Annotated in this window: 18 protein-coding genes; 6 read left to right on the top strand and 12 right to left on the bottom strand. The window is 51.3% G+C overall.

Features of this window, described 5'->3' with window-relative positions; genetic code table 11:
* Window positions 1–140: 140 nt before the first annotated feature.
* From bfr (ACFQ2T_RS12150) to ACFQ2T_RS12130, 5 genes are all read left to right on the top strand, one after another.
* Entirely contained in the window at window positions 141–632 is a 492-nt protein-coding gene (gene bfr / locus ACFQ2T_RS12150) for a bacterioferritin (RefSeq protein WP_379034780.1), read from the top strand.
* A 9-nt stretch (window positions 633–641) separates the two neighbouring features.
* Entirely contained in the window at window positions 642–1,118 is a 477-nt protein-coding gene (gene bfr, locus ACFQ2T_RS12145) for a bacterioferritin (RefSeq protein ID WP_379034778.1), read from the top strand.
* Window positions 1,119–1,250: 132 nt separating this feature from the next.
* Window positions 1,251–1,478 carry a (2Fe-2S)-binding protein gene (locus tag ACFQ2T_RS12140; RefSeq protein ID WP_379034776.1) on the top strand — a complete coding sequence of 76 codons (228 nt, stop codon included), beginning with the start codon at window positions 1,251–1,253 and terminating at the stop codon, window positions 1,476–1,478.
* Window positions 1,479–1,630: 152 nt separating this feature from the next.
* Window positions 1,631–2,533: a DMT family transporter gene (locus ACFQ2T_RS12135; protein ID WP_379034774.1), complete on the top strand. Its 903-nt coding sequence runs from the start codon at window positions 1,631–1,633 to the stop codon at window positions 2,531–2,533.
* A gap of 71 nt (window positions 2,534–2,604) precedes the next feature.
* Window positions 2,605–3,111 carry an SRPBCC family protein gene (locus tag ACFQ2T_RS12130; protein WP_379034772.1) on the top strand — a complete coding sequence of 169 codons (507 nt, stop codon included), beginning with the start codon at window positions 2,605–2,607 and terminating at the stop codon, window positions 3,109–3,111.
* On the opposite strand, the gene ACFQ2T_RS12125 is transcribed toward ACFQ2T_RS12130, so the two are convergent.
* Window positions 3,095–3,979: a LysR family transcriptional regulator gene (locus ACFQ2T_RS12125; protein WP_379034770.1), complete on the bottom strand. Its 885-nt coding sequence runs from the start codon at window positions 3,977–3,979 to the stop codon at window positions 3,095–3,097. The genes ACFQ2T_RS12130 and ACFQ2T_RS12125 overlap by 17 nt on opposite strands.
* A 102-nt stretch (window positions 3,980–4,081) precedes the next feature.
* Here ACFQ2T_RS12125 and ACFQ2T_RS12120 point away from each other — a divergent pair, with 102 nt between their 5' ends.
* Window positions 4,082–4,681 carry a short chain dehydrogenase gene (locus ACFQ2T_RS12120; protein ID WP_379034768.1) on the top strand — a complete coding sequence of 200 codons (600 nt, stop codon included), beginning with the start codon at window positions 4,082–4,084 and terminating at the stop codon, window positions 4,679–4,681.
* Window positions 4,682–4,708: 27 nt separating this feature from the next.
* Here the strand turns inward: ACFQ2T_RS12120 and ACFQ2T_RS12115 are convergent, their stop codons facing one another.
* The 11 genes from ACFQ2T_RS12115 to phoB form a co-directional block, all read right to left on the bottom strand.
* Complete coding sequence (locus ACFQ2T_RS12115) at window positions 4,709–5,422, bottom strand: M48 family metallopeptidase (RefSeq protein WP_379034766.1); 714 nt, start codon at window positions 5,420–5,422, stop codon at window positions 4,709–4,711.
* A gap of 10 nt (window positions 5,423–5,432) precedes the next feature.
* Window positions 5,433–6,149, bottom strand: coding sequence for a lysophospholipid acyltransferase family protein (locus ACFQ2T_RS12110; RefSeq protein ID WP_379034764.1), 717 nt, complete (start codon window positions 6,147–6,149; stop codon window positions 5,433–5,435).
* Window positions 6,149–6,691 (bottom strand): D-glycero-beta-D-manno-heptose 1,7-bisphosphate 7-phosphatase, encoded by a 543-nt coding sequence (gmhB, locus tag ACFQ2T_RS12105; protein WP_379034762.1) that lies wholly within the window; start codon window positions 6,689–6,691, stop codon window positions 6,149–6,151. Before gmhB ends, ACFQ2T_RS12110 begins: the two co-directional genes overlap by 1 nt.
* A gap of 41 nt (window positions 6,692–6,732) precedes the next feature.
* A complete protein-coding gene (gene glyS / locus ACFQ2T_RS12100) occupies window positions 6,733–8,832 on the bottom strand; it encodes a glycine--tRNA ligase subunit beta (RefSeq protein ID WP_379034760.1) in 2,100 nt (699 codons plus the stop codon).
* On the bottom strand, window positions 8,829–9,770 hold the full coding sequence (gene glyQ, locus ACFQ2T_RS12095; RefSeq protein WP_379035171.1) for a glycine--tRNA ligase subunit alpha: 942 nt from the start codon (window positions 9,768–9,770) through the stop codon (window positions 8,829–8,831). Before glyQ ends, glyS begins: the two co-directional genes overlap by 4 nt.
* A gap of 155 nt (window positions 9,771–9,925) precedes the next feature.
* Entirely contained in the window at window positions 9,926–11,416 is a 1,491-nt protein-coding gene (gene lnt, locus ACFQ2T_RS12090; RefSeq protein WP_379034758.1) for an apolipoprotein N-acyltransferase, read from the bottom strand.
* Window positions 11,413–12,246 (bottom strand): ChbG/HpnK family deacetylase, encoded by an 834-nt coding sequence (locus tag ACFQ2T_RS12085; RefSeq protein WP_379034756.1) that lies wholly within the window; start codon window positions 12,244–12,246, stop codon window positions 11,413–11,415. The genes lnt and ACFQ2T_RS12085 overlap by 4 nt, the downstream gene beginning before the upstream one ends.
* A gap of 9 nt (window positions 12,247–12,255) precedes the next feature.
* Window positions 12,256–12,630, bottom strand: a complete 375-nt coding sequence (locus tag ACFQ2T_RS12080) for a GtrA family protein (RefSeq protein WP_379034754.1) — start codon at window positions 12,628–12,630, stop codon at window positions 12,256–12,258.
* A gap of 7 nt (window positions 12,631–12,637) precedes the next feature.
* Window positions 12,638–13,657 (bottom strand): glycosyltransferase family 2 protein, encoded by a 1,020-nt coding sequence (locus ACFQ2T_RS12075; protein ID WP_379034752.1) that lies wholly within the window; start codon window positions 13,655–13,657, stop codon window positions 12,638–12,640.
* Between the two features lie 45 nt (window positions 13,658–13,702).
* Window positions 13,703–15,331, bottom strand: a complete 1,629-nt coding sequence (locus ACFQ2T_RS12070; protein ID WP_379034750.1) for a hypothetical protein — start codon at window positions 15,329–15,331, stop codon at window positions 13,703–13,705.
* 119 nt (window positions 15,332–15,450) lie between these two features.
* A complete protein-coding gene (phoB, locus tag ACFQ2T_RS12065; RefSeq protein WP_055827933.1) occupies window positions 15,451–16,155 on the bottom strand; it encodes a phosphate regulon transcriptional regulator PhoB in 705 nt (234 codons plus the stop codon).
* Between the last annotated feature and the right edge of the window lie 64 nt (window positions 16,156–16,219).

Below are 16,219 nucleotides of genomic sequence, written 5' to 3'. Positions count from 1 at the left end.
TGCGGGATCAAGAACGATTTTCATTTATATTATTGTTTAAAAACTCATTTTAAATCAATAAGTTACATAATATTTTTTATTGCATACTTTTCATTTTCCTGTATCATGCACTTCATTGAAAATGCATACAGGAGCCGATGATGAAAGGCGATAAAAAAATTGTTGATATTCTGAATGATTTACTGGCAGGCGAGTTAACCGCTACCGACCAGTATCTGATTCACGGTGAAATGTATGCCGACATGGGCCTGGGTGTGATTTCCCAGCGCATCCTCCACGAATCACTGCATGAACGTGAACATGCCCGCGCGCTGATCCAGCGCATCCTGTTTCTGGAAGGCACCCCTAACCTGACCAAGCGTGACCCAATCCATATTGGTAAAGATGTGAAATCCATGCTGGAATCTGACCTTGACCTGGAATATGCCGTGGTCAAGCATCTGAAAAAAGCCATGGAAGCTTGTGAGCATGCGCAGGATTTTGTGACCAAAGAAATGCTGCTGGTGCAACTGGAAGATACCGAAATGGACCACGCTTACTGGCTGGAAAAACAATTAAGCCTGATCAAACTGATTGGCATTGAAAACTATTGCCAAAGCCAGATGGGCGACGGCCCTGCTGTTGCAGTTTAAGGAGACCGCATGAAAGGCGAAAAACAGATTATCAGCACTTTGAACAAAGTGCTTAAAAATCAGCTGACCTCTATCAACCAGTATTTCCTGCATGCACGCATGTTCAGGAAATGGGGTCTGGAAAGACTGAACGACTATCAGTACAAGCAATCTATCCGCGTCATGAAGGAAGCCGACGAAGTGATTGAACGCATCCTGTTTCTGGATGGCCTGCCTAACCTGCAAAACCTGGGCAAACTTCTGATTGGTGAAGAAGTGGTGGAATGCCTGCAAGGCGACCTGAGCTTCGAAAGAGAAGTGCAGCGTCCACAATTGGTCGAAGCGATTGCCGAAGCAGAAAAACTGCAGGATTATGTCACGCGTGATTTGCTGACTGAATTGCTGGAAGCCTGCGAGGAAGCCATAGACTGGCTGGAAACCCAGCAGCGTCTGATTGCAGATGTGACATTACCGAACTACCTGCAAACACAGATAGAATCCGATTAGTCACGAGTCGTTTTGAACACCTGAATTAAGCCGCTTTTGCGGCTTTTTTCACGCCTTGCCGGAACCAAACTACGCTTGACAATCTCTCAATAAATGATAATAATTATCATTAGTAACTTAACTTGAGATGATATGTACGTTTGCGTATGTAATGCAGTGACCGAGCGCCAGGTGCATCAGGCAGTCAGGCAAGGCGCCAAAACCGTTAAGCATTTGAAAGAGCAGCTAGGCGTCGGTGCCGACTGTGGAAAATGTGTCAGTTGCGCAAAAGCCTGCCTGAAAGAGGCTCATGCCGAACAGCACCCTGGCCTGGTCAAAAAACTGATCCAGTTAACGCCGGTCCAATTGGGCGCTGCGTAACTACAACTCTACATCAAATATTTGAAAAGGGGCTTTAAAGCCCCTTTTTGCATTTTATTGTTTACGCTTTGCAACTGGCTGCCTGGCCACTTACAATCTCTATACTGCCATCCATTTTTGCAATCTTGGCACATCCCACTTAAAAGACTTCAATGCAAGATAACCCAGTCGCACCATTACATTGGCGCATACTATTATTGTTATTACTGCCACCCCTGTTGTGGGCGGGCAATTTTATTGCCGGACGTGCCATTAATGCCGCAGTGCCGCCAGTCACTTTATCCCTGATCCGCTGGAGCATTGCGTTTCTGTGTCTGCTGCCTTTTGCCCTGAAGCCTTTTTTGCGAGACCGCGTTCATTACTATGCATATCGCTGGCACATTTTCGGTACAGCCATCACCGGCGTTGCTGCCTTCAATTTACTGGTGTATTGGGGCTTGCACACGACCAGCGCCACCAACGGCATTATCCTGAATTCATTCATCCCATTCCTGGTCGCGATATTCGGTTTTTTGTTTTACCGGCAAACCCTCGCTTCCAGCCAGCTGACCGGGCTGCTGGTGTCGCTGACGGGCGTGTTAGTGGTTGTTTCCCATGGCGATTTGCAAGTGCTTTTAACACTGGCTTTCGCAGAAGGCGATGTGATTATTTTCCTGGCGATGGTGTTCTGGGCCTTGTACACATTATGGGTTAAGGAGATTCCGGCAGCCATCAATCGTACCGGGCTAATGTTATGTCAGGTCATGATCGCCCTCATATTTCTATTGCCGCTTTACCTTTGGGAGAGCCAGACCACTATTGTCCATTTAGAAAACCCGCATACCCTTTGGATACTGGCTTATATCGGCATCTTCCCCTCAGTGATTGCATTGCTGGCTTACTCTAAAGCCGTTACCCTGATAGGTTCTGTGCGCGCCAGTGTTTTTATTCATGCCATGCCCATCTTTGGCTCTGTGCTTTCCACGCTGCTATTACGGGAAACATTCCACTTGTATCAACTTCTGGGTATGCTGACGATATTCACTGGTATCTGGCTGGCGAACAGAACACACTAGCCTGCGCTGCCCACTAACCTTTTCGGGCTAAACCGTGCATAGCGTTTTATGACACTTAAAGGAGAAGCGGTATGACGATTGAAATCAACCCGGAACTGGATTTGATCCTTGAACGAGAAGTCGATGTATCCCCTGAAGAAATATGGCATGCATGGACCACCCCGGAACACCTCAAACAATGGTTCTGCCCGCTGCCATGGAAAACAGTGGAATGTGAAATGGACCTGACACCTGGCGGTCGTTTCCATACGGTGATGCAATCGCCTGAAGGACAGCAGTTTCCGAACACCGGCTGTTACCTTGAGCTTATCCCCAACAAGAAACTGAGCTGGACGAATGCGCTGGAACCCGGCTTCCGACCAGCAAAGGGCCTGGAACCGTCACCAGGACATGAGTGCGCAGAGTTACTGATGACGGCCAGTATTGTGCTGGAAGCAACCGCTACCGGCACCCGCTACACAGCTTATGCTTTGCACACTAGCCCTGCCTCTAAACAACGGCATGAAGCGATGGGTTTCCAGCAAGGCTGGAGCATGGTGCTAGACCAGCTGGTGGCGGTCATCAAGCAGTCTCGCTGAATGCTGAAATCAGGTAATCCACAAAGGTAGTGAGTTTGGGTTGCGACTGCCGGTTGCGCGGGTATACCGCATGTATAGGCCTGGCAGTTGGTGTGTAATCGGGGAGTAACTCTATCAGTCGCCCCGCCTCTATGTCTGCTTTCAACAGTGCCCTTGGCGTTAAAATAATCCCCAGCCCTTTGACTGCAGCGACGCGTAAGGCCTGGCTATTATCCGATTCGAAACGCAGTGCCGAAGAAATATTTAAATACGGGCTAATCTGCTTCCAGCCACCCTGACTATGCCAATTGCTGAACCCTAGGCATTGATGCTGTAATAAATCTTCAGGTGTTTGCGGGATACCATATTGCTGCAAATAGTCAGGTGAAGCACAAATGGCGACTTCAAACATGCTCAGTTTTCGCGCAATCAGCGACGAATCAGCCAGATTGCCGATGCGGATAGCGACATCATAGCCTTCATCTACAATATCTACATACCTGTCCGTCAGCGACAGCTGCAGATTCACCTCCGGATACACTTTCAGGTAATCACATGCCAGTGGCGCCAGTGTCAGCGAGCCAAACCAGACTGAGGCACTCACGCGCAACATCCCTTTCGGGTGGCTGCTCATGGCTTCGACACCCGCTTCAGCCGCCGCCACGTGCACCATGATCTGTTTGCATTGTTCGTAATAGGCTTGACCGGCTTCGGTCAGATGCTGGCGGCGTGTGGTGCGTTGCAGCAGTGGCGTGCCCAGGCGTTTTTCCAGGGCACTGATATGTTTGCTGATCATGGACGGCGTCATCTTCAACAAGGTGGCCGACACGGTAAAACTTCCGCTTTCCACCGCAGTCACAAAGACTTCCATACTTAAAAATCTATCCATATTGATGACTTTAAAGACAATATATTTTTAATATTACATGATTTATCTGCATGAATTAATCATGGACAATGCGTTCACACATTTTAATTTCTGGAGAAACACATGAAAGTCTTACTCATAGGTGCCAACGGCACCATAGGCAAACTGGTCAAACAGAATCTGGCATCACGCCACGAGATCATTGAAGTGGGCAAAACCAGTGGGCAGTTTCAAGTGGATATCAGCAGTGAAAGCAGTATCCGGCAATTATTCGAGCAGGTCGGAAAAGTAGATGCGATTGTGGTGACTGCGGGTGATGTGCATTTCGGCGCCATGAAAGAGATGACTTCAGACCAGTTCACCCTGGGCCTGCACAGTAAATTACTAGGCCAGGTGAATATCACCTTGATCGGCCAGCATTACCTCAACGAAGGCGGCTCCATTACTTTGACCAGCGGTAGCCTTAGCCACAACCCGACCTTTGGTGGCACCAACTTTTCAACCGTGAATGCCGCAGTGGATGGTTTTGTCAAAGGCGCAGCGCTTGAGTTGAAGCAAGACCGCCGTATTAATGTGGTCAGCCCTACGGTGCTCGAGGAATCATGGCATATCTATGGCGCGGCGTTTCCTGGCCTGGAAGCGGCTCCGGGCGCCAAAGTGGCACTAGCTTATCAGAGAAGTGTGGAAGGGTTTGAGACGGGCCAGGAATATCGTGTCTGGTAATGTGCAGTCAGGCATTAACCTGCCTGATCAGGCCATGCGGTGCAAGATCGCTGACAGTGACTTCAATTCTTTTTCCGCCTGCACATGATTGGGAAACAGGCTGGCCTGCACTGCATAAAACCTGGCTGAATGGTTCATCTCCCTGAGATGGGCCATTTCATGACAGATCACGTATTGAATAATATGGGGTGGTGCCTGTATCAAGCGCCAGTTCAGGCGGATCTGCTTGCGGCTATTGCAGCTTCCCCAGCGTGAACGCGCATTCGACAGCGCTACAGAATTCACTTTTTCACCCATCTGTGCCGCCACCAGTTCTACCCGCCGCGTGAAATCCGGCAAGGCTTGCTGGGCAAACCACTGTAATACTTTGCGGGCGACAAATGCCTGCTGATCGATCTGCGGCGACCTGACTAACAACTGGTTACCCTGCAGGATGACCGCTTTATTAGTGGCATGATGCTGCAGGGATAACACAATATCCTGCCCCATAAACATCAATGGTTCACCATCCACCCACTGCATGGGGCTCACCTGGTTCACTTCTCGCAAGGCGAGTTTTTGCTGTATCCAGCTGGCTTTTTGCAGCAACACCTGTTGCAGCTGGCTGGCGCCGATACGTTTCGGCGCATGCACCACCAGGCCTTGCGCAGTGATTTTAAGACCTATGGTTCTGCGTACCCGCAAATCAAGCTGGTAGGGAATGGTTTGCCCGTCAGGCAATTGCAGCACCTGCTCTATCATATGGCGGCAATCACAGAGACTGCATCTCCGTTTCTATCCAGTCTTCCACCAGCTTATTGACGGCATCCGGCTTCAGGCCTGTGGTATCAATCGGTGCACCAATGACTACCTGTATGACACCAGGGTATTTCAAGATAGAACTCTTGCGCCAGTAGCGTCCGGCATTGTGCGCGACCGGGACCACGGCACTGTTGCTATGCGTAGCCAGCCATGCACCGCCGATATGGTATTTGCTGCGCACACCTGGCGCAGTACGTGTGCCTTCAGGGAAAATCACCACCCATAAGCCGCGCTTGAGCCTGTCTTTGCCGTGATTGACCAATTTTTTCAAAGCCTCACGGCCTGAACTGCGGTCGATGGGGATAGAGCCAACCGCCCATAAAGCCCAGCCAAGAAAAGGGATAATCAGCAACTCTCTTTTAAGCACCCACACTTGTGGTGGAAAAATGCATTGCAACGCGATGGTTTCCCATGCAGATTGATGTTTGCTCAGGATCACGGAAGGCGTGGCCGGGATATGCTCGCGGCCTTTGACTTCGTAGCTTAAATTGCAGGTGACTTTCAACCACCACAACACACTATCAGCCCAAAGACTGACCCAGCGCGAGCGCGTAACGGCTGAGGGTAACGGAATCAATACCAGCGCAAACAATGAAAAAGGGATAGTCAGTGCGAATAGCCCGACATAAAACAACAGGGCACGTACGTACAATACCGCATGGCGCATTACCTATCCCCTGCGATGATATCCTGCACAGCAGCGGCCAGGTCGGCGACGACAATGGTATTAGGCGGCACGGTGGACAGGTTATTGGTTTCCTCACCTTTACCGGTGCGTACCAGGTAAGGCTGGCAACCGGCATCGGCAAAGGCCTGCAAGTCGCGCAAGGCATCACCGACACCAGCGACTTTGTTAAGCTCAAGATTAAAGCGCAGGCCGATCTCTTCTATCATGCCGGTTTTTGGTTTGCGGCAAGCGCAATTGTCACCGGCGGCATGCGGGCAATAGAATACCGCATCTATCCTGCCACCTGCCTGTGCGACAGCTTTATGCATTTTCTCGTGAATGGCATTCAGGGTAGCCATATCGAAATAGCCTCGTGCAATGCCTGACTGATTAGTGGCTACAGCGACGCGGTAACCACGCTGGTTTAATAAGGCAATCGCTTCCAGGCTACCGGGAATCGGGATCCACTCGTTGGGATTTTTAATAAAGGTCGCGCTGTCCTGGTTAATGACACCATCACGATCTAATATAACGAGTTTCATCAACTTTCTCCGGCATTCCTGAACAACAGGAATGTCTTACATTAACTGGCTAATTTCGATAAATCTGCTACGCGGTTCATGGCCTGATGCAAGGTTGCCAGCAGGCCTAAACGGTTGGCCTTCAATGCAGGGTCCTCTGCATTGACCATGACATCCTCAAAAAATGTATCCACCGGCGCTTTAAGCGCAGCCAAGGCTTGCAGTGAAGCGGCATAATCACCGGTTTCAAAGAGCTGGTCGGCCTTGGGTTTAGTATTTGCCAATGCCTGGTGTAGCGCTTTCTCGGCTGGTTCCTGTAGCAAGCTGGCGTTCACTTCCGCAGTCACTACGCCTTCGACTTTTTTCAGGATATTGCTGACGCGTTTGTTAGCGGCTGCCAATGCTGGCGCTTCCGGCAAGTTAGAGAAAGCCTGCACCGCAGCTAAACGGCGAGGCACTTCTGCCAGCCGGTTGGGTGACAACGACAGTACGGCATCCACTTCCAGCGCGCTGGCGCCCTGATCGCGCAGGTTAACTGCCAGGCGGTCAAAACAGAATGCCTGGATCGCTTCCGCCACATCCGCATTGCCGTTAAATACACTTAATGTTTGCGCAATCAGCTTGTCGAATGCCAATGGCAAATCTGTTTCCATCAGCATGCGCAAAATGCCCAGCGCCTGACGACGCAAAGCAAATGGATCTTTGTCGCCGGTTGGTTTTTCGCCTATGCTGAATAAGCCGACTAAGGTTTCCAGTTTGTCTGCCAGGGCAACCACCACACCTACCTGGCTACGTGGCAAGTCATCACCGGCAAAGCGCGGACGGTAGTGGTCTTCAATCGCATAGGCGACATCATCGGCCAGTCCTTCATGCTGCGCATAGTAGCGGCCCATGATCCCTTGCAGCTCAGGGAATTCACCGACCATATCTGTCAGCAAATCGACTTTGGATAAACGTGCCGCTTGCGCGACTTTTGCCACAAATCCATCACCCCCGATTTGCTGGGCAATCACAGAGGCAATCGCCACCACACGCTCGTTCCGCTCACCCTGTGAACCTAGCTTGTTGTGGTACACCACTTTCGCCAGGCCAGGCAAACGGCTGTCCAGTGTCTTTTTCCTATCCTGGTCAAAGAAGAACTTGGCATCGGCCAGGCGAGGACGCACCACGCGCTCATTACCACCAATCACTTTGCTGGCATCCGCCGGGTTGATATTGGAAACGATTAAAAACTTGTTGGTCAGTTTTCCGCTGGCATCCAGCAATGGGAAGTATTTCTGATTGGCCTTCATGGTCAGGATCAGGCACTCCTGCGGCACGGCCAGAAACTCTTCTTCAAACTGGCCGAGCAGCACATTGGGACGTTCCACCAGCGCAGTCACTTCATCCAGCAATGCATCATCTTCAATCGGTTTGAGGTTTTGTTTAGCAGCCGCGGTGTCGAGCTGTTTAACAATCTCGGCACGGCGCTCTGCAAAACTGGCAATCACAGCTCCTTCTTCAGCTAATTGTTGCGCATAAGTGTCAGCAGAGCTGAGTGTCACCAGTGGATTCTTCGCTTCAAAACGGTGACCTTGCGTGGTATTGCTTGCGGTCAAACCCAAAGTTGAAACAGGGATAATCTCATCGCCATGCAATGCCACCAGGCCATGCGCCGGACGCACGAAATTGACACTTTGCCAGCCATCATTGATCTGGTAAGTCATCACTTTAGGGATAGGCAACTTGGCCAGCGTGTCATCAAGGGCTTTTTGCAGGCCTTCCTGCAGATTTGCACCTGACTGCGTCGCATCCAGGAACAGGATATCCGCTTTGCCATCATTTTCTTTTCGCAATCTGGCAACCGCAGATTCGTTTTCACCCAGCGCCTGCAGTTTCTTTAGCAACGCAGGTGTTGCATTGCCGCTGGCATCCAGACCCACAGTCGCTGGCATCAGTTTTTGCTCGACTTGCTTGTCCGCAGCCCTGGCAGCTACATTTGTAATATGCGCGGCCAAGCGACGAGGGGAAGCGAACGTAGTCACGGCACTGCCATCGGCCAGCAAGCCGGTCGCTTTCAGGCTTTCGGCCAATACGCCACTGAATGCCTCACCTAATTTATTTAGCGCTTTGGGCGGCAGTTCTTCTACAAACAATTCAACTAACAGATTGCGGGTACTCATGCGGCGGCTTTCTTATTTTGTTCTGCTTTATCGCTTTCCAGTTTGGCGATGACTTCGTCGGCCCATGCTTTAGGTGCCATCGGAAAACCCATACGCGCGCGGCTATCGAGATAGCTCGCAGCGACTGCACGGGCCAGGTTGCGGATACGGCCAATATAGGCTGCACGCTCGGTGACTGAAATGGCGCCACGTGCATCCAGCAAATTAAACGTATGCCCGGCCTTGAGTACCTGCTCGTATGCAGGCAAGGCCAGTTGCACCTCCATCAGATGCTTGGCCTGTTTTTCATGCGCGTTAAAGGCGGTAAACAGGAAATCGACATCGGAATGTTCAAAGTTATAGGTAGATTGCTCAACCTCATTCTGGTGAAACACATCACCGTATTTCACCCCAGGTGAATACTCTAAGTCATAGACGTTTTCTACACCTTGCAGATACATCGCCAGACGTTCCAGGCCGTAGGTGATTTCGCCGGTGATCGGTTTGCAATTGATGCCGCCGACCTGCTGGAAGTAAGTAAATTGCGTCACTTCCATGCCATTCAGCCAGACTTCCCAGCCCAGGCCCCAGGCACCCAGGGTCGGGTTTTCCCAGTCATCTTCCACAAAACGGATATCGTTCTCTTTCAGGTTGAAACCCAGGGCTTCGAGTGAGCCCAGATACAGTTCGAGAATATTGGCCGGTGCCGGTTTTAGCACTACCTGGTACTGGTAGTAGTGTTGCAGACGATTAGGGTTTTCGCCATAACGGCCATCTTTTGGGCGACGGCTAGGTTGCACATAGGCGGCCTTCCACGGTTCAGGGCCTAATGCGCGCAGGAAGGTGGCAGTATGGCTGGTGCCTGCACCGACTTCCATGTCATAGGGTTGCAGCAAGGTACAACCCTGTTTATCCCAGTATTCTTGTAGTTTTAAAATGATTTGTTGAAAGGTCAGCACCATTTTGCCTGATCCGATGAAATGCAAAAGGCAGATTTTACCTGATTTACAGGTAGCGACGAAATGATTCGCCGTGTGGGAAAAGTGGTTAGATGGTCATCAAACAGTTCTTGCTACAGGAGGAACTGATTACCTCTTAAATTCTGACTTGCATTCTATGCTTTGGCTTTATACCGGAAAGCGGCCGCCAGCCCTAATATACTCAGGATAATAAACAGGTAATTCCCCCACTGCACATAAGGTGTAGCTCCCTGATAACTCTGCGCCTTGCCAACCAGGATCAAACCTTCATCGTGTGATGCATGCTGCCTGACTTGCCCATCCTGACCAATAATGGCAGTGGCGCCGGTATTGGTGCTGCGTAACACCATACGCCCGGTTTCAATCGCCCTCACCTGGCTGAATTGCATATGCTGTTCTGCCGCAAACGATTTACCGTACCAGGCGTCATTGCTGATATTCACCAGTAATTCTGCTTCCGGCAGCTGCTGCGCGATCTCTTCACCAAACACATCTTCATAGCAAATATTCACACCTACTTTTTGCCCGGCAATGTGCAGCGGCTTCCTGGAAGTACCGCGGGACAGATCACTGAGCGGCATATGCAACAAGTCCTCGTATATCCAGCCGAATAAGCTTTTCAATGGAATATATTCACCAAACGGCACCAGGTGACTTTTGGAATAAGCTTGCTCAGGTGACGCACCCACGCTGATAGCACTGTTGTAGTAATTGTTATTTTTGGCTTCTACTACGCCGAGCAGGATATCCCCTTGTTGACTGACGGCATGCTGTTTCAGTGCTGCCAGATAAGAGGGATCAATCTGGTCGGCCAGCATAGGCAAAGCGGTCTCGGGCAGCACAATCAGTTTCGCTTCCGCCATGCGCACCATATCCAGGTATTGCCGCAAGGTACGCTGCGCCTGCTCGGGTGACCATTTAATGGTCTGACTGATATTGCCCTGTAAAAGGGCGACAGTAACAGGCTGACCGACCGGTCGGCTCCACGGGATGACAGCCAATAGACTCCCAATCGCCAACAACACAACCGGTAGCGCCAATGCACGTAAACGATTGGCGGCATTCAGGCATGCATAGGCCAGACTGGCAGCGATGACTGCCGTCAACGCCGAAACACCATACACGCCGATAACTGGTAAAAAACCGACCAAAGGGCTGGAGGGTGCTTGCGAATAACCCAAGGTGAGCCATGGAAAACCGGTAAAAATCCAGCTGCGCACCCAGTCTGAAACGGCCCATAGGATAGGGGCTGCCCACAATAGATTGCCCAACCGTTTTGCCAGATACCCGGCCAGTGCGGGGAACAATGCCATAAATGCACACAGGCAAAACGTGCTGAACCCGGCAAACCACCAGGGCATACCGCCAAAATCATGCAGGCTGATATATATCCAGTAAATGCCTACGCAATATAAACCAATGCCGAATGCCAGCCCCAGCTTGAATATCTGACCTGCGGTACTGGCTTGTTGCCATAGCAATAGCAGCATTGCTAAAGACAACCATGGTAACCAGAACAGGTAATACGGCGCGAAACCTAAAACAGTGAGCGCGCCCAAAGCGACTGCCAATAACGCGCGTTGCCAGAGTGGCGCTGATTGCGCCCATTGCTTGAACCTACTCAATGCGACCCTTTCACAGGTTGGATATCAGCTTTAGAAAGCCAGGTAGAAAAATCTGGGGATTGCATGACTTGCCATTCAGTAATGCGTGCCTTTGCGATTGGATCGCTGCCATCGACTAGATCAGATGGTTTTGCAGGATGGCACATCAATACGGGTGGCAAACGATGTTCGGCAGGCGCCGGGCATTGTTTCAATTGCCTGGCCCAGGTTAACCAATGTGCCTGATAGGCCGCAGCATCGCCTTGAAAATCGTAGACACCCAGTAATTGCGGTGACACAAGAAACCCTGATTGTTTAGCTTTGGTTTGCAACGCTTTTGCGCCTAGCCAATGGATAATTCTTGCCTTGAAACCACTGCCCGCAGGCGGGCTGGAAACCCTTAACCACGGCCGCTCGGAAACTGGTAACTTTCCATAGCGCTGCTGCATTTCCGCTAGCAACTCGTCACGGATCATGGGCAACTGGTGTACATGCAAATGTCCGTCCACATAATCTGGTGCGGTGCCGGTTGCCTGTTCAAAGGCATTTAACTGCTGCTGAATGTTGGCGCGCACCGCATGTTGATCCAGTAAACCAAGCAGACTGCGTAACACTAGCACGGGATGCGATAACCGCAACGTTCGCGAAAACTGCGTGAAATCCAGATGCAGGCCAATATCCGCTTTGGCACGAATATCAGGTGTTAACCGGGTCGCGCTTTCAACCCAGGCAGGACTCAGCGTCATACACGAAGTCGCCGTGAGTACGCCGCGCTGGATGAGGTCAAGAATGGCGTCATCAATCGCTGCAGACTGTGCGAAATCGTCTGCACATACAATCACGCGAGTCATTGCAAGCCCTCACGCATGCTTAAATGCCCAGAAGCGGCTGAGCAGCCAGGTGCTTACTGCAACAATCACCATCACAAAACCCAACACAAACCAGAACGGCAACGGCGTGTAAGTAAGCGCCAACCATACCAGGGCCTGGTTACCCATAAAACCCAGCAGGGCAACGGCTAAAAATTTGGGAAAAGCTTGCTGGTGCCCGGCTTGCGTGCCGCGAAAAGACCACCAGCGATGCCCGATGTAACTGACTGGGAATGCAGCAAGAAAACCGAGCCAGTTAGCATTTGAAGGCACTAAACCTAGCGCATGGGCCAACAGGGCCACCACATAATGCACAGCTGCAGCCACGGCACCTACACTGACAAATCCTAATACTGAAGCGCGCATTTAGTCACTAAACTTCAACTTTGGGTTTACGGCGACGAGGCGGTTTGACAGCTGCTTCGGGTTTAAAGGTTAACGGCTCTACCACTTCCGCCACAATATAAGGCGGGCGGCCTTTGACTTCGTCATACACCCGCGCCAGGTATTCACCGAGTACACCAATGAACAACAATTGCACGCCGGCAAAAAACATCATGCCGGCGATCATCGTTGGCCAGCCTGGAATGGATTCATGAAAGAATAAAGCATCAATCACGACCACTGCGCCATAGGCAAATGCTATCAACGCCAGCACCACACCGGTCAGACTGGCCAACCGTAAAGGCAATACGGAAAAACTGGTAATGCCTGTCCACGCCAGCGCAATCAATTTGAGTTTTGAATAAGCACTTTCGCCATGTAACCTCGGTAAAGGCGTATACGGGATACCAATCGATTTATAGCCAACCCAGGCATAAATACCTTTCATGAAGCGGTTACGCTCTGGCAGCGCGCACAGGGCATCCACCACTTTTCTATCCATCAGGCGAAAATCACCGGCATCACGCGGAATATCGATATGGCTGCTGGAACTCATCATGCGGTAAAACAGGCGGGAGCCCCAAAGCTTGAAAGAGGATTCTTGTTCTCGGTCCTGACGCACGGCATAAACCATGTCATAGCCTTCACGCCATTTCTCCAGCATGGTAAACATCAGCTCGGAGGCGTGCTGGCCATCGGCATCCATACAAATCACCAGGTCACCTTTGGCAAAGCCTAAACCGGCGCTGATGGCGTTTTCTTTACCGAAATTACGCGAGAACCTGACCAGGGTGACATGGTGGATGTCTATCAGGGTTTGTACCACCTGCGCCGTTTGGTCGCGACTGCCGTCATCCACCACCACGATATCCCAGTGCGGAGACATTTTCTGCAAAACACTGCCTATATTTTGCAGTGTACTGGCAATGTTTTTTTCTTCATTGTAAGCCGGTACCATCACCGTGATATGCGGCTGGGCGGTCGGGCGGGCAGAGTCTGTGATTTTCATGGCATTACTTCGGTAATGAACTGGTTAGATTGTAGCGGATTAAATCTAGTTTTTGGCGGGCGTGGCCAAACGATCTTTACCTTGCAGCATGCGACGGTCTTTCACTACAGCCAGCGACATCCCTTCCCGCTGGATATTGATGATCACTTTGCCCTGCATGACTTCATGGCAGTGCATATTGGTGGTAGAAAGATAAAAATCTGCCTCTTCCCACCTGCGCGTGACGCTGAAACGGCCGTCAAGGTATGGCTCGATTTGCGGCGTATCCACACATGCTCCTACCCAATAAGGCCCTGGCCGTGCGGGCAATTTCAAGTTTAGCAACTGATCGGCAGCTGCACGCAAGGCGCTGGACCAGTAATCTTCTTCCCACTTGAACTGGGCCTGTTTCTGGTCACCTGCGAGCCGGTTCAGGCGTACATATTCATATGGGTGTAACTGGATAATATCGACCAGTGTCACCAGCATCAGGCCGGTGATCACGCCTGCCCACAATGCCTGGAAAGTGGCTCGCGCCTTCAGGTGGCTATTCGCCAGCGCTTGCCATACCGACAGCACTGACCAGGCGGCAAGAATTGCCAGCAGTGGCAGCAGGAAAGTAAAGTGACGCACACCATTGTAAAGTGCAGGCTTGTCATTCAGGACAAATCCCAGCGGGAATAGAATACCCAGCAACAGGGTGTGCAGCACAATACGCGTCTCTATGTCAGCCGCTTTTAAAGCGTGCTTGCACAACAGCCACACTACCGGGATAGCGGCCAGCCCCAACAAGGCAGCTTCAGGCAGTTTCACCGCCAGATACTGAAACAGGTAACTGCGTGGCACGTCGCCAATGTTATAAATGACACCGTTAACCATGGTCTGCATATTGAAATCAAAGTGTGAGAACGATGCGGCGGCTTCGAAGATGTTATCGACGTCAATCACGCTCCATGGCCAGCAGATTGCCATAAACACGAAAGCCAGCACTGCCGCCGGCAGCAACACCACTACCATACGCAACAACCGGGAAAATACAGGATACCCGTTTTTTATATGATCCAGCCACGCGCGCCAAACCACCAACAGAATAAGGTAGATCACAGCGAAGGCACCGCCGACACGCAAGCCCAGCGCACCGCCTACTGCAAATCCCAATAGCACAATGGTTTTACCACTGATATTTTCCATATCACGCGCCACCAGCGCGGTGGCGTATAACGCCCATAGCATGCAGGCAGCGAAAGGCACATCTTTGGTATGGGTAAACATGGTGCCTGACCAGGAAACGGTCAATAGCAACATCGTCATCGACAACAAGGCCAGGCGCTGTCCGCCTAACAGATGGGCAAAACGGGAAACCCCATAAAAGCCAAGCAGGCCAAACAAGGCGGAGAGCAGGTGGCGGATATCCCAGATCATGATGGGGATATAAGGATCCAGCGCGGCGGCAATGATATCGAACAGGCCGCCATACAGGTAAAGATTACGGTAATGAAAAGCGTCCTGGTCAGTGAATCCCGAGCGGTACCAGTCCAGCAGCATCTGCCCATAAGTATGCTGCACATACTCGTCGTTACTGATGCCGTGCTGCCTGAAGGTTAAGGCGACCCAGACAATCAAGCCCAGCCAGAAGAGTCGCGTTAACCGGCGAAGCGTAGAGGCAGAAGAAAGTTGGGCAGGCACAGGTTTCATAGGCTTATGAATATGAAAAACGAACTCGCAAGCGTATCACGACGCCAGGCCTTAGGATAGAGCGCGCCCTGCCCTGCAAACAAAAAAGCCTGCAACAACGCAGGCTTTAGGCAAATTGATTATTGGCCGGGATCAGTATGCACCGAGAAGCGGTAGCCGGAACCACGCACTGTTTGGATCATGTCCTGATGGTTAGACGCGACCAGTGCATTACGCAGACGACGGATATGCACATCGACCGTGCGGTCCTCCACGAATACGCGGTCACCCCAGACCTTGTCCAGCAACTGTGTGCGGCTGTGCACCCGCTCAGGGTTGGTCATGAAAAAGTGCAGCAATTTGAATTCGGTAGGTCCGAGCGGGATATGCACATTATGGCCGGTGACGCGGTGGGTCGTCGGGTCCAGGTGCAAGCCCGCAATTTCAATCGGATCATCTGTCATCTGTGGCGCACGGCGGCGCAACACGGCCTTGATACGGGCATTCAGTTCACGCGGGCTGAATGGTTTGGTGACATAGTCATCGGCACCGACTTCCAGGCCGCGTACTTTATCGAACTCGTCGCCTCGGGCGGTGAGCATGATGATAGGCACTTCTTTTGTCAGGCCGTCAGATTTCAGGCGGCGGGCGAACTCGATGCCACTCATGCCCGGCAGCATCCAATCCAGCAGAATCAGGTCAGGCATGGTTTCCCGCAATAACATTTGCGCATGTTCAACACTGGTTGCGCGAATCGCGTGATGGCCAGCCTGCTTGATATTCAATGCAAGCAATTCCTGGATTGCCGGTTCATCTTCTACGACCAAAATATTTGCTGCTGCCATGACGCTCCCTTTAAGCATTTCCAACAAAATGTACTTCCTTTAATTGCTCGCCAGTTTATGAATG

Origin of the sequence: Methylophilus flavus (assembly GCF_042678905.1) — a bacterium.
Taxonomy (GTDB): domain Bacteria; phylum Pseudomonadota; class Gammaproteobacteria; order Burkholderiales; family Methylophilaceae; genus Methylophilus; species Methylophilus flavus.
The sequence above is the reverse complement of the archived record's forward strand: the minus strand, read 5'-3'. Positions and strand labels throughout refer to the sequence as shown.

Bases quoted from the DNA above. Each gene is read 5' to 3' on its own strand.
- bfr (WP_379034780.1), top strand. From the start codon at position 141: ATGAAAGGCGATAAAAAAATTGTTGATATTCTGAATGATTTACTGGCA.
- bfr (WP_379034778.1), top strand. From the start codon at position 642: ATGAAAGGCGAAAAACAGATTATCAGCACTTTGAACAAAGTGCTTAAA.
- ACFQ2T_RS12140 (WP_379034776.1), top strand. From the start codon at position 1,251: ATGTACGTTTGCGTATGTAATGCAGTGACCGAGCGCCAGGTGCATCAG.
- ACFQ2T_RS12135 (WP_379034774.1), top strand. From the start codon at position 1,631: ATGCAAGATAACCCAGTCGCACCATTACATTGGCGCATACTATTATTG.
- ACFQ2T_RS12130 (WP_379034772.1), top strand. From the start codon at position 2,605: ATGACGATTGAAATCAACCCGGAACTGGATTTGATCCTTGAACGAGAA.
- ACFQ2T_RS12125 (WP_379034770.1), bottom strand. From the start codon at position 3,979: ATGGATAGATTTTTAAGTATGGAAGTCTTTGTGACTGCGGTGGAAAGC.
- ACFQ2T_RS12120 (WP_379034768.1), top strand. From the start codon at position 4,082: ATGAAAGTCTTACTCATAGGTGCCAACGGCACCATAGGCAAACTGGTC.
- ACFQ2T_RS12115 (WP_379034766.1), bottom strand. From the start codon at position 5,422: ATGATAGAGCAGGTGCTGCAATTGCCTGACGGGCAAACCATTCCCTAC.
- ACFQ2T_RS12110 (WP_379034764.1), bottom strand. From the start codon at position 6,149: ATGCGCCATGCGGTATTGTACGTACGTGCCCTGTTGTTTTATGTCGGG.
- gmhB (WP_379034762.1), bottom strand. From the start codon at position 6,691: ATGAAACTCGTTATATTAGATCGTGATGGTGTCATTAACCAGGACAGC.
- glyS (WP_379034760.1), bottom strand. From the start codon at position 8,832: ATGAGTACCCGCAATCTGTTAGTTGAATTGTTTGTAGAAGAACTGCCG.
- ACFQ2T_RS12085 (WP_379034756.1), bottom strand. From the start codon at position 12,246: ATGACTCGCGTGATTGTATGTGCAGACGATTTCGCACAGTCTGCAGCG.
- ACFQ2T_RS12080 (WP_379034754.1), bottom strand. From the start codon at position 12,630: ATGCGCGCTTCAGTATTAGGATTTGTCAGTGTAGGTGCCGTGGCTGCA.
- ACFQ2T_RS12075 (WP_379034752.1), bottom strand. From the start codon at position 13,657: ATGAAAATCACAGACTCTGCCCGCCCGACCGCCCAGCCGCATATCACG.
- ACFQ2T_RS12070 (WP_379034750.1), bottom strand. From the start codon at position 15,331: ATGAAACCTGTGCCTGCCCAACTTTCTTCTGCCTCTACGCTTCGCCGG.
- phoB (WP_055827933.1), bottom strand. From the start codon at position 16,155: ATGGCAGCAGCAAATATTTTGGTCGTAGAAGATGAACCGGCAATCCAG.